Annotated in this window: 13 protein-coding genes; 9 read left to right on the top strand and 4 right to left on the bottom strand. The window is 43.2% G+C overall.

The genetic code is table 11. The features are described 5' to 3' along the window. Window positions 1–60 precede the first annotated feature (60 nt). On the top strand, window positions 61–894 hold the full coding sequence (locus tag HMPREF1212_RS04505) for a phosphatidate cytidylyltransferase (RefSeq protein ID WP_046148572.1): 834 nt from the start codon (window positions 61–63) through the stop codon (window positions 892–894). Here HMPREF1212_RS04505 and HMPREF1212_RS04500 read toward each other — a convergent pair. Continuing rightward, window positions 881–1,582 (bottom strand): type IX secretion/gliding motility protein PorT/SprT, encoded by a 702-nt coding sequence (locus tag HMPREF1212_RS04500; protein WP_028726310.1) that lies wholly within the window; start codon window positions 1,580–1,582, stop codon window positions 881–883. The genes HMPREF1212_RS04505 and HMPREF1212_RS04500 overlap by 14 nt on opposite strands. A 111-nt stretch (window positions 1,583–1,693) precedes the next feature. On the opposite strand from HMPREF1212_RS04500, the gene HMPREF1212_RS04495 reads away from it, so the two are divergent. Beyond that, a complete protein-coding gene (locus tag HMPREF1212_RS04495; RefSeq protein ID WP_007658993.1) occupies window positions 1,694–1,864 on the top strand; it encodes a DUF362 domain-containing protein in 171 nt (56 codons plus the stop codon). 99 nt (window positions 1,865–1,963) lie between these two features. Here HMPREF1212_RS04495 and HMPREF1212_RS04490 read toward each other — a convergent pair whose 3' ends face one another. Continuing rightward, window positions 1,964–2,326: a DUF3276 family protein gene (locus HMPREF1212_RS04490; protein ID WP_028726309.1), complete on the bottom strand. Its 363-nt coding sequence runs from the start codon at window positions 2,324–2,326 to the stop codon at window positions 1,964–1,966. Between the two features lie 224 nt (window positions 2,327–2,550). Between HMPREF1212_RS04490 and nusB the strand changes: the two genes are divergently transcribed. The 5 genes from nusB to HMPREF1212_RS04465 all read left to right on the top strand — a co-directional run bounded on the left by nusB (window position 2,551) and on the right by HMPREF1212_RS04465 (window position 6,024). Beyond that, a complete protein-coding gene (nusB, locus tag HMPREF1212_RS04485; protein ID WP_028726308.1) occupies window positions 2,551–3,477 on the top strand; it encodes a transcription antitermination factor NusB in 927 nt (308 codons plus the stop codon). Window positions 3,478–3,539: 62 nt separating this feature from the next. Continuing rightward, entirely contained in the window at window positions 3,540–3,851 is a 312-nt protein-coding gene (gene yajC, locus HMPREF1212_RS04480) for a preprotein translocase subunit YajC (RefSeq protein ID WP_007658999.1), read from the top strand. A gap of 12 nt (window positions 3,852–3,863) precedes the next feature. Further along, on the top strand, window positions 3,864–4,877 hold the full coding sequence (locus HMPREF1212_RS04475; protein WP_046148571.1) for a YbbR-like domain-containing protein: 1,014 nt from the start codon (window positions 3,864–3,866) through the stop codon (window positions 4,875–4,877). Then, window positions 4,870–5,469, top strand: coding sequence for a dephospho-CoA kinase (gene coaE, locus HMPREF1212_RS04470; protein ID WP_046148570.1), 600 nt, complete (start codon window positions 4,870–4,872; stop codon window positions 5,467–5,469). The genes HMPREF1212_RS04475 and coaE overlap by 8 nt, the downstream gene beginning before the upstream one ends. Before the next feature lie 105 nt (window positions 5,470–5,574). Further along, window positions 5,575–6,024 (top strand): DUF5606 family protein, encoded by a 450-nt coding sequence (locus HMPREF1212_RS04465; RefSeq protein WP_046148569.1) that lies wholly within the window; start codon window positions 5,575–5,577, stop codon window positions 6,022–6,024. 95 nt (window positions 6,025–6,119) lie between these two features. Here HMPREF1212_RS04465 and lon read toward each other — a convergent pair whose 3' ends face one another. After that, entirely contained in the window at window positions 6,120–8,579 is a 2,460-nt protein-coding gene (gene lon / locus HMPREF1212_RS04460) for an endopeptidase La (RefSeq protein ID WP_369800835.1), read from the bottom strand. Window positions 8,580–8,686: 107 nt separating this feature from the next. Here lon and HMPREF1212_RS04455 point away from each other — a divergent pair, with 107 nt between their 5' ends. Beyond that, window positions 8,687–9,403 carry a tRNA1(Val) (adenine(37)-N6)-methyltransferase gene (locus tag HMPREF1212_RS04455; RefSeq protein ID WP_028726295.1) on the top strand — a complete coding sequence of 239 codons (717 nt, stop codon included), beginning with the start codon at window positions 8,687–8,689 and terminating at the stop codon, window positions 9,401–9,403. Here HMPREF1212_RS04455 and HMPREF1212_RS04450 read toward each other — a convergent pair. Then, window positions 9,388–10,359 (bottom strand): diacylglycerol/lipid kinase family protein, encoded by a 972-nt coding sequence (locus HMPREF1212_RS04450; RefSeq protein ID WP_028726294.1) that lies wholly within the window; start codon window positions 10,357–10,359, stop codon window positions 9,388–9,390. The genes HMPREF1212_RS04455 and HMPREF1212_RS04450 overlap by 16 nt on opposite strands. 197 nt (window positions 10,360–10,556) lie before the next feature. On the opposite strand from HMPREF1212_RS04450, the gene HMPREF1212_RS04445 reads away from it, so the two are divergent. Beyond that, on the top strand, window positions 10,557–11,744 hold the full coding sequence (locus HMPREF1212_RS04445) for a serine palmitoyltransferase (protein ID WP_028726293.1): 1,188 nt from the start codon (window positions 10,557–10,559) through the stop codon (window positions 11,742–11,744). Window positions 11,745–11,823 lie beyond the last annotated feature (79 nt).

The raw sequence follows: 11,823 nt of genomic DNA, 5'->3' as shown, positions 1-11,823 counted from the left end.
GGATTTATTCTTTATCTTTGCACGAAAAATAAATCAACAAACGAACTAAACAATACGGCTTTGAAAAATCTGATAATACGAGCACTTACCGGTATAATCTTCGTTGCAGTTCTGGTCGGAGCGATCTGCTACCACCCGATATCTTTCCTTGTTATATTCAGTTTGATCACCGGATTGACGGTATGGGAGTTTTGCGGTCTTGTAAAACATTACGAAGACGCTTCCATCAAACGATTTATCAGTTCGCTGGGAGGAGCCTACCTGTTTGCTGCCACATTTGCCTATACCAATCAACTGACAAACGGAATGATCTTTCTCCCCTATTTGCTATTCCTTATATATACGTTAGTTGCCGAACTATATTACAAAGCCCCGAATCCGATCAACGACTGGGCTTTTACTTTTTTCGCCCAGGCGTACTGTGCTGGAACATTCTCGATGCTGAACTTCATTGCCGCCATTCCCGACACTCCGGGAACGATCGCCTATTCGCCGCTATTCATTATGGCTATTTTCATTTTCATCTGGTTGAATGACACAGGCGCTTATCTGGTTGGTTCCATGATCGGCAAAAGAAGATTATTCGAACGCATATCGCCCAAGAAGTCATGGGAAGGATTCTTCGGCGGACTGGCAGTTGCCTTAGGCGCCTCGCAGGCATTGGCCTGGTATGCACCCGAAATCAGCTGGTATAATTGGTTGGGATTATCGGCAACAGTAGTCGTATTCGGAACTTGGGGCGATCTGGTTGAGTCTTTATTGAAACGTACATTAGGCGTAAAAGACTCCGGCCATCTTCTTCCCGGTCACGGTGGTATGCTCGACCGCTTCGACAGCCTGATGCTGGCAGCTCCTGCCGCCTATATCTATATAGAACTCTTTATTCGAAATTAAACGTCAGCACGACCATACGGGAAGTAGCTTTCGATAATGCATTCGGATATTTGATCAATTCTTTATCCGTCAGGTCGCTGCGGTCTTTCTGCAACAGGTCTACCAGGCCGAAACAGAATTTCAACTCCGGACACAGTTTAAAGAACGGCAGGTAGATATCGCATCCGATACCGAACTCCACTCCGAAATCAGCCCCTTTAAGCAGAACGGGCATTCCCTTTTTACGTCCGAGATCCATAGCTCCGTAAATCCCGCCGATCAGGTAAGGGCGGTAGTTGTTTAACCGGAGAGCGGAATATTTCACATCCAGCGGGAAACTGAGAATAGTAGAGCGCACAGAAGTAGTGAACTCCTCCCCTGTCTCCTGTTCACGAAACATAAACTTTTTATCCCCGAAATGGACAGTCGGTATGAAACGCAGGTTAAAATAAGGATTCAAATACATATCCCCGATCACTCCGACACTGAAACCCGGCGAGTAACTGGGTATTTCGGCAAACCATATTTGGCCATCGGTAGTAACACCCGAATTTGTCAACAACATATCCTGCGCATGCAGTCCGACATGGAATCCTAAATGGAGCCATTTCAAATCGGCATACGGCTGATTCTTCACCTTCTCTTTTTGCGCCAGTACACCCGGTACGGCAAGGCTACATACCAATAATAGAAATAATAGACGTCTCAACTCTCAATCAATTTTGAATTATAACGAAAAAGATAGGAACTTATTGCAGAAATACAAATAAAACTCTATTTTTGCACCAACTAATAGTTATCAATTTAAACGTTTAAGAAAATGGCTTATTTAATTAGTGAAGATTGTATTGCTTGCGGTACTTGTATTGACGAGTGTCCGGTAGGAGCTATCTCAGAAGGTGATATCTATCATATCGATCCTGAAATGTGTACTGATTGCGGAACTTGCGCAGATGCATGTCCGACCGAAGCAATTCACCCGGTTGCATAAACCGCAGTAAAATAGGCAACCGAAAAGGATACCTATAAAAGATAACGAGCAGTTTGTTCTTTATAAAGAAAAACTGCTCGTTATTATTTTCACCCCTTCTTAAAAATCGATGTTCAGCTTTATCTCATCCGAACCATCGTCTGTCTTTGTCTCCGTACCCGGGGCTTTTACGTTTAAATCTTCAGAGTTATGCTGTTTGATGTAATTGATTACATCATTCATTCCCTCCATAAACTTTTCAAAATCCTCCTTATAAAGGAAAATCTTATGCTTCTCAAAAGATACCTGTGTTCCGTTTTTAGGCTGCACCTTCTTACTTTCGGTTACAGCCAGGAACAAATCGTCTTTTAAGTTCTTCTTCACATCCAGGTAATATATTCGTTTACCTGCCTTTATAGCTTTAGAGTACAGAATCTCTTTATCGCCACCTTCAACCTGTGTTTTCTTCACCGACTCATCCATATAGCCAACTTTTGTTAAATACCGACCCGTTTATCATAACTTGCTTCAAATATGTGCATTTTTTTTTAAACAACAACTATTTTAACTCATCAAAATGTATGATTTTACGTTTCAAAGTGTAAAATAACAACTAACGCACATAAAATTAAGTAAACCCGAACCCTTTTATCAAAAGAATGACTAACTTTGCAGCCTAAATTTATAACAAGTAGTTCCTTCAAACGATGATCAACAGAATTTTAATCCGCATTAAAGTTTTACAGATAGTATACTCATTCTATCAAAATGGAAACAATGACCTCAAAGTAGCGGAAAATGAATTGCTTTTCAGCTTACGGAAGTCGTATGATTTATATCATTATTTTCTTCTTCTAATTATCGAAGTCACCAACCTACAAAAACGGACACTTGACGTCAAAAAGAACAAGTACATGCCGACTCATGCGGAGTTAAACCCGAACACTCGTCTGATAGACAACCGTTTCGCCGCCCAGGTGGCTGAAAACGCGGCACTTCAGAAGTATGTGGCCGAGCAAGGTCTGTCATGGGCGAACGATGAAGAGTTCGTAAAGAGCGTTCTTGACATCATTCTGGCTTCAGACCTGTACAACGAATATCTGGACAACGAGAACGATTCTTATGAAACAGATAAAGAGTTCTGGCGTTGCGTATTCAAAAAGCTGATCTGCGGCAACGAAGTTATCGAAGATTTCCTGGAAGATAAAAGTATCTATTGGAACGACGATATCGAAATCGTTGAAACATTCACATTAAAGACAATCAAGAAGTTCGAGGAAAAGAACGGAAGCAAGCAGGAATTGTTGCCGATGTTCAAAGACTTGGAAGATCATTCGTTTGCGATCAAACTGTTCCGCCAGACCTTACTGAAAGGCGCCGAATACCGCGAACGCATCAACAATCATATGAAAAACTGGGAAACGGAGCGTATCGCCAATATGGACTTGATCATCATGCAGGTTGCACTGGCTGAAATCATGACTTTCCCGTCGATCCCCATCAACGTAACACTGAACGAATACATCGATACGGCAAAATACTACAGCACGCCTAAAAGCGGAAACTTCATTAATGGAATATTAGATTCTATTGTTTCGGAGTTAAAAAAAGAAAAGGTATTGCTCAAAGATTAATTATTATACTTACATTTGTACCTAGTCAAATAGGTACAAATTTATAAACGAATATAGTGAATATGAGCTTAGTTAGTATTTTACTCCAGGCTGCCGGAGGCCAGTCACAGTGGTCAGGCATCCTTATGATGGTAGTTATTGTTGCGATCTTCTATTTCTTCATGATCCGTCCGCAGCAGAAAAAGCAGAAAGAGATCCAGAAATCCCGCGAAGCATTGAAAACGGGTGACAAAGTAATCACAGCCGGCGGCATCTATGGTAAGATCAAAGAAATTGGTGACACTTATATGCTGATAGAAATCTCAGACGGCGTTCGTATCCGTGTAGATAAAACTTCTATCTTTGCTTCTTCAGAAGACGCACAGCAAAAATAAGAAACAACAAATATGTCGCAGCTTGATAGAATAAATCAATCGTTCAAGTCTGCCCGGATAAAGATTAATGCTTTTCTGCGTCGTCAAAGATGGAAAGAAGCATTAATCTTTTTCTCTTTCGTACTATTGTCTTTCGGCTTTTGGCTATTACAGAGCTTGCAGCAAGAATATGAAATAGAGATCAACATTCCGGTCAGATACAAGAACATTCCACCGGATATTTCTTTTACGGAAACACCACCTCAAGAGGTCGTTGCAAGAGTAAAAGACAAAGGAAGTGTTTTGCTGAACTATTCCTTCGGGCGTTCGTTTGCCCCTATCGAAGCAAATATGAAAAATCAGGCGGAGAAAAGCGGTTCTTTATCAATCGCCAAAAAGACTATACAAAGCGACATCCAAAAGCAGTTGTTGGCTACCACTACTTTAATGGGGTTCGAACCTCAACTTATCGAAGCGGCCTACAGCAAACGCATCAAGAAAGATATACCGGTCGTTTTCAACGGAACAATACAAACGAACCCGGGCTTTCATGTGTCCGGAAATATCACAATCTCTCCTGCCAGTATCAGCGTATACGCCAGTGATGTGGTACTCGACACGCTGAATCAGGCAAAAACCGTATTCACGGAGATAAAGAAAGGCAATAAAACGGTGACCAAAACGATCCAGCTGCAAAAGGTAGACGAAGCAACTTATGATCCGACAAGCGTCACCATAACAATTCCTATCGAAGAATTTACGGAAAAGACATTGGAGATACCTGTGCTCTGTACAGATCTGCCTCCTCATTATACCTTGCGTACTTTCCCTTCAATCGCAAAGGTGACATGCAGCGTTCCGCTATCCCGCTTCAAAGACTTGTCGGAAGATGCTTTTGAAATTAAGTTTTCTTTTAAAGACCTGGAACAAAACGTATCGGGCACCTTACCTATTCATCTGACTAAAAAGCCGGATTGGGTAACTTCTGCAACTCTTGTTCCGGATAAAATAGAATTCATACTGGAACAAAACAACCAGCATGATTAAAATAGGCATAACCGGCGGTATCGGAAGCGGCAAATCTGTTGTTGCTTCCTTATTAAACTTATACGGCATACCTGTCTACGTGGCAGATACCGAAAGTAAACAACTCACAGCCACCTCCCCCGTGATCAAAGAAAAGCTGACCGCTTTATTCGGCAAGGAGCTCTACACGGATGGAGGACTGGACAAAAGACTATTAGCATCGTATATATTCGGTAATCCGGAATACCTGAAGCAGGTTAATGCCATCATACATCCGGAAGTCGACCGCCATTTTACCGAATGGACAAAAAGGCAGTCGTCGGAGTTCTGCGCCATCGAGTCGGCCATTCTTTTTGAGTCCGGCTTTAATAATGCAGTAGATAAAAGCCTGATGATATATGCACCGCTGGAGCTTCGCATCCAACGGGCTTTATTGCGCGACAATGTATCCAGGGAAGAAATCGTAAGCCGCATCAACAGCCAACTGCCGGATGAGACTAAAAAAGATCGGTCTGATTATGTGATCCATAACGACGACAAACAGGCATTACTCCCTCAGGTTGAGAATTTTTTGGCTTCGCTTCGAAATAATCCGAGCGAACAAGCAATTTAAATCACTCCCTATTTCATATTTTTCTTTCCGATTGTATCGGTTAAATCGTATAGTTATGCTACATTTGCAGCTTTAAAGTTTAACACTATTAGAAAACGAAGTATTATGTTGAAGACTATTTTGTCTATTTCGGGAAAACCGGGATTATTTAAATTGGTTTCCCACGGAAAGAACATGCTGATTGTCGAATCGCTGACAGATAAGAAAAGAGTACCTGCGTATGCAAAAGATAAAGTGATCTCATTAGGTGATATTGCTATCTATACAACTGAGACAGAAGTACCTTTGCACGAAGTACTTACCAGCGTAAAAAATAAAGAGAACGGAGCAAAGGTAACCGTACCTTCCGATTCGAAAGAACTGCGTACTTACTTTGCAGAAGTATTGCCAGATTTTGATCGCGAAAGAGTATATCCCAGCGATATCAAAAAGCTTTTAAGCTGGTACAACATCCTGATCGGCGCAGAAATCACAGATTTCACTCCGGAAGAAGCACCGGCTGCAACTACTGAAGAAGTGGAAGCAGAAGAAACAAGTACAGAAGAAAAAGCTTAATATAAGCCTATCAGCACAAAAAAACCGACACATTAATCGATGTGCCGGTTTTTTTATTCTTAATAAATGGCGGGATAAACCCGCTATCCCATTTGTTAGAACAACGGATTATCCACTTTTTCTTTCAGTAAAGCAATATCTATTACCTGACGAATATCTTCCACATAATGGAAAGTAAGTCCTTTTACATATTCGGCTTTGATCTCTTCGATATCTTTCTGATTTTCTTTGCACAATATCAATTCTTTGATCCCCGCCCGTTTAGCAGCCAGGATCTTTTCCTTGATACCACCCACCGGAAGGACTTTACCACGAAGCGTTATTTCGCCTGTCATTGCCAGGTTCTTTTTCACTTTACGCTGCGTAAAAGCAGACACCAAGGATGTAACCATAGTTACACCGGCACTGGGGCCATCCTTCGGAATAGCTCCTTCGGGAACATGGATATGTACATTCCAATTTTCGAATAACTCTTCGTTGATACCGAATAAAGAAGCATGGGCATGAATAAACTCCAATGCCAACATGGCAGATTCTTTCATTACCTCTCCCAGATTTCCTGTCAGAGTTAACTTGGAACCTTTCCCCCGACTCAGGCTCGACTCCACGAAAAGGATCTCACCTCCTACTGCAGTCCAGGCTAATCCTGTAACCACACCGGCGTATTCGTTGCCCTGATATTTGTCACGGCTATATTCTATCTGTCCCAGATATTCATGAAGATCTTCCGGCTTGATCTGTGAGGGGATCGCTTCATCAGAAGCTACCTTACGGGCCAGCTTACGCATGATTTTGGCAATCTTCTTGTCCAGTTCACGAACACCACTCTCGCGGGTATATGACTCGATAATAACCTGCAAAGTCTTTTTAGGCAGTTTCACCTTTCCTTTACTGAGGCCATGTGCTTCCAGCTGCTTCGGCACCAGGTGACGGGCGGCGATTTCCACTTTCTCTTCCAGAATATAACCGCTTACCTCGATCAACTCCATACGATCTAGCAACGGCTGGGAGATCGTATTCAGGTTATTGGCAGTAGCGATGAACATAACCTTGCTCAGATCATAATCAATATCCAGATAGTTGTCATGGAATGTCGAATTCTGTTCCGGGTCGAGCACTTCCAGCAAAGCAGAAGCAGGATCGCCTTTAAAGTCATTCGTCACTTTATCTATTTCATCCAGGATAAATACAGGGTTCGAACTTCCTGCCTTCTGAATATTCTGGATGATACGACCTGCCATCGCACCGATATACGTACGACGGTGACCGCGTATCTCCGCTTCATCATGCAATCCGCCCAGAGAGATACGGACATACTTACGATGCAATGCTTCGGCAACCGACTTTCCTAAGGAAGTTTTACCGACACCCGGAGGGCCATACAGACAGATAATAGGCGATTTCATATCCCCTTTCAACTTCAATACGGCCAGATGCTCGATAATACGTTCCTTCACTTTTTCCAGTCCGTAATGATCGCGGTCGAGCACTTTCTGAGCATGAATCAGGTTAAAGTTATCTTTACTGTATTCATTCCACGGCAGGTTGATTATGGCCTGCACATATTGTGTCTGTATAGAAAAATCGGGCGACTGCGGATGCAGACGTTCCAACTTACGAACTTCTTTTTCAAATATTTCAGCGACAGCAGCCGGCCATTTTTTACGGGAAGCCTTTTCACGCAATTCCCTTATCTCCAGATCATTTATATTACCACCCAGTTCTTCCTGGATCGTTTTGATCTGCTGTTGCAGGAAATATTCTTTCTGTTGCTGGTTGATATCCTCATGCGTCTTCATCTGGATGGAAGCTTTGAGTTCCACCAGCTGGTATTCACGGTTCAGGATAAACAACAAGCGGTAAGCACGGTCTTTCAGGTCACCGATCAACAAAAGTTCCTGCTTCTCAGCCGATCCGCTGGGAATATTGCTACAAGAGAAATTGATCAGGTAAAGAACATTCTTATTATTCTTTATTGAAAAGATCAGATCACGGGGCGGTTCGTTCAAAGCGCCCAGCATTTTAATCGTCAGATCTTTGATAGTGGAGATCAGTGCTTCAAACTCACGGTCGGACTTTTTCGGCATTTTATCTTCCAGCAATGAGATCTTACCTTTCAGATAAGGCTCTGTATCTTTCAGAGAGTCCAAGGCAAAACGTTTCTTTCCCTGCAGGATCACAGTCGTCGTACCATCCGGCATTTCCAGGACACGCACGATATCAGCAATCACACCGGTAGTATACAGATCGTCGAAACCCGGATCTTCCGTATTCATTTCTTTCTGGCAAACAACACCGATCAGCGCTTTTTTATGGACAGCTTCTTTAATCAGACGCATAGATTTCGGGCGACCCACTATTACCGGCATCGCCACGCCCGGAAAAAGAACCATGTTCCTCAACGGGAGAATAGGTATTTCGCTACCCACTTTTTCTATACCTTCTGTAAAATCCTCATCCACATCACACTCGGTAAGGATAGGCATTACAATCCCAATATTATCATCCAAATCGTCGTACGACTCTTCGGCAAACCTCTTCATTCTTTCTTTCATCATATTTTGTTCCCTATCAATTGTATGTACAGATACAATAAACGTGCCAAAGTTACAGTTTTTTCAATCAATTCTAACTACTTTTGCGCTTCACATTATAAAATAGTATGGCAAATCCTTATTTCCGGTTCAAAAAGTTTACAGTCTATCATGATAAATGTGCGATGAAAGTCGGCACGGACGCGGTATTGCTCGGCGCTTGGGCAGACACGAGCTTTTGCAGGAACATACTGGATATAGGAACCGGCACCGGTATTATCGCTTTGATGCTGGCACAGCGGAGCCAGGCAACAGTCGAAGCGATCGATATAGATAAAGAGGCATGCGTACAGGCCACGGAAAATGCAGCGGCCTCCCCTTACACAGAAAGAATAAAGGTCGTACATGCTTCCTGTGCGGACTTCGCAGCTTCAAACCAACAGAAAAGATATGATCTGATTGTATCCAATCCTCCTTATTTTATCAATTCATTGAAATGCCCGGACAATAAACGTACAGTGGCCCGCCATACTGACACCTTGTTACTTTCCGATCTGATCAGGGAAGCCCAGACCCTGTTATCACCCAGCGGACGGATTGCATTGGTTTTACCTTACGAACGGCTGGAAGAGGTGAAGGCGCTTGCTTCGGCAAACCATTTATATATCTGCAGGCAGACGGATGTGATCCCTACTCCCGGAGCAGCCCCCAAGCGGTTGCTGGTGGAACTATCCACCACAGAAGAAAACATAAAAAACCGGGATACACTGACTATCGAAGAAGCTCGTCATCAGTACACCCCGGAATATATTGCCCTCACCAAAGAGTTTTATCTGAAAATGTAAGGTAATCTTTTATCGAAGAAACGGGTCACTTCCCCGAACAGGTTATGTACTTCTTTCGTAAAAGAGACAACCTCGGGAGTGATAACATGCAGGGACTGCGGAATAACAGAAATGTCAATCCTACTATCGGCCATGATAGGTTCACCGTCCAGGTGCATCACACCCGGTTCCTGACGGATAATTGTAACCTGCTGGGCTTTCAGTGTCTTGATCTTACTGTTGCGGTCGATCTGCTTCGTGAAAAGCTGGATTGCCAGCGGTGCAATGTCCAGGGGAGTGAAAGGAGACAGAATGGTCAGATCCATTCTTCCGTCCTGGATATTGGCATGGGGAGCGATAAACGCATTATTCCCGTACTGCGATGCATTGGCACATGCCACCAGGAAAGCCTTTTCCTTGATCGTCTGGTTATCCACCAATAACTCATAAGGTTCCGGTTTGTAACTCAGATATTCCTCCACCGTGTTCTTTATATAGGTAAGAGAGCCGCGACGCCTTTCTTCGGCAAACTTCTGGCTGACGGCAGCATCAAAGCCCACTCCGCAAGTACAGAAAAACACCTGGCCGTTTGCCCTACAGCAATCGATTGTCGAAATATGCCCTTTCGCAATCAGATCCAGTGCCCGTTTGGCGTCCATCGGAATATGCAGCTCACGCGCCAGTCCGTTACCCGATCCTTTCGGAACAATCCCTAATACAGCATCCGAATGAAGCATGGCACGGGCTATTTCATTAACCGTACCATCCCCCCCTACTGCTATAATGCAGTTGGCGCCCTCATCAATCGCTTTTTTCGTCAACTCACTTGCATGCCCCCGGTATTCGGTAAAAGAGATATCCAGCAGACAGTTGCCCTTTTCGCACATCTGTTCTATCATTTTGGGTATCTTTCTTTTTGAACCTACTCCGGATATAGGATTTATTATAGCCTGCACCTTTATTATTTTCCCGTCCATCCTAACTGTTTATAAAGATTGAAGGGACAAAAATAATGCTTTTGTAAAACTTTTAAAGCTTTAAGGCAACTATAAGTTATTTTTTTACTACTTTTGCGGCTGGATTTGCCGAAACATAGGTGAATATGTATGCGACAAACCTACAGTTCTCTAATAGAATTTTAAAAAGCGAGAAAATCATTCTCTTCAATAATAATATGAAACTTTTACAAGAGAAACTAGCAAAGTACGATGCTCCTCAAAAAGCAATGGCTGCAGGAATTTACCCTTATTTCAGAATGATCGAAAGCGATCAGGACACTGAGGTAATGATCAGCGGTAAGAAAGTCTTGATGTTTGGTTCTAACGCTTATTTAGGATTGACTAACCATCCTAAAGTAAAAGAAGCGGCAATCGAAGCGATCAAGAAATATGGTACAGGCTGCGCAGGTTCGCGCTTCCTGAATGGTACGCTTGATATCCATATCCAATTGGAGAAACGTCTGGCTGAATTTGTCGGCAAAGAAGACGCAATCGTATACTCTACGGGTTTCCAGGTTAATCTGGGAGTAGTATCCTGCCTGACAGGACGTGAAGATTATATCCTATGGGATGAATTAGACCATGCCTCTATTATCGAAGGTCATCGTCTTTCCTTCTCCACCAAGCTGAAATACAAGCATAACGATATGGATTCGCTGGAAAAACAACTCCAGAAATGCGAACCCGACAAAGTAAAGTTGATCGTTATCGATGGTGTATTCAGTATGGAAGGCGATGTAGCCAAACTACCGGAGATCGTTGCCCTGGCTAAAAAATACAATGCCAGCATCATGGTCGACGAAGCACACGGCTTAGGCGTTCTGGGAGATCACGGACGTGGAACCTGTAACCACTTCGGCGTTACGGACGATGTAGACCTTATCATGGGTACGTTCAGTAAATCACTGGCCTCTATCGGCGGATTTATCGCATCGGATAAAGAGACGATCAACTACCTTCGTCACAATTCACGTTCGTATATATTCAGCGCAAGTAATACACCGTCTGCTACCGCAGCTGCCGGTGCCGCTCTCGATATAATGCTGAGCGAACCGGAACGTATCAAGCATCTTTGGGATCTGACCCATTATGCCTTAGACGGTTTCCGTAATATGGGTTGCGAAATCGGACATACTTCAACACCGATCATCCCGTTATTCATTCGCGATAACGACCTGACATTCCTCATCGTTAAAGAATTATTCGAAGAAGGAATTTTCGTTAATCCGGTGGTTTCACCTGCCGTTGCTCCCGAAGATACACTGATCCGCTTCTCCCTGATGGCTACTCATACGAAAGAGCAGCTGGACAAGGCGCTTGAAGCGATACACAAAGTATTTAAAAGTCACGGCTTAGTAAAATAAACTGTTACTATATTTATAATTAAAGGCCTTCAAACGGTAGTTATACTGGTTTGGGGGCCTTTCACATTTCCGCCATTCT

Origin of the sequence: Parabacteroides sp. HGS0025 (assembly GCF_000969845.1) — a bacterium.
In the GTDB taxonomy this organism is placed as follows: domain Bacteria; phylum Bacteroidota; class Bacteroidia; order Bacteroidales; family Tannerellaceae; genus Parabacteroides; species Parabacteroides gordonii.
This window is presented reverse-complemented; position numbering and strand designations above follow the sequence as displayed.

What these genes read in the sequence shown, in the direction of transcription:
- HMPREF1212_RS04495 (WP_007658993.1), top strand. Translation starts at nt 1,694, where the DNA reads ATGGCTTATTTAATTAGTGAAGATTGTATTGCTTGCGGTACTTGTATT.
- HMPREF1212_RS04490 (WP_028726309.1), bottom strand. Translation starts at nt 2,326, where the DNA reads ATGGATGAGTCGGTGAAGAAAACACAGGTTGAAGGTGGCGATAAAGAG.
- nusB (WP_028726308.1), top strand. Translation starts at nt 2,551, where the DNA reads ATGATCAACAGAATTTTAATCCGCATTAAAGTTTTACAGATAGTATAC.
- yajC (WP_007658999.1), top strand. Translation starts at nt 3,540, where the DNA reads ATGAGCTTAGTTAGTATTTTACTCCAGGCTGCCGGAGGCCAGTCACAG.
- HMPREF1212_RS04475 (WP_046148571.1), top strand. Translation starts at nt 3,864, where the DNA reads ATGTCGCAGCTTGATAGAATAAATCAATCGTTCAAGTCTGCCCGGATA.
- coaE (WP_046148570.1), top strand. Translation starts at nt 4,870, where the DNA reads ATGATTAAAATAGGCATAACCGGCGGTATCGGAAGCGGCAAATCTGTT.
- HMPREF1212_RS04465 (WP_046148569.1), top strand. Translation starts at nt 5,575, where the DNA reads ATGTTGAAGACTATTTTGTCTATTTCGGGAAAACCGGGATTATTTAAA.
- lon (WP_369800835.1), bottom strand. Translation starts at nt 8,579, where the DNA reads ATGAAAGAAAGAATGAAGAGGTTTGCCGAAGAGTCGTACGACGATTTG.
- HMPREF1212_RS04455 (WP_028726295.1), top strand. Translation starts at nt 8,687, where the DNA reads ATGGCAAATCCTTATTTCCGGTTCAAAAAGTTTACAGTCTATCATGAT.
- HMPREF1212_RS04450 (WP_028726294.1), bottom strand. Translation starts at nt 10,359, where the DNA reads ATGGACGGGAAAATAATAAAGGTGCAGGCTATAATAAATCCTATATCC.
- HMPREF1212_RS04445 (WP_028726293.1), top strand. Translation starts at nt 10,557, where the DNA reads ATGAAACTTTTACAAGAGAAACTAGCAAAGTACGATGCTCCTCAAAAA.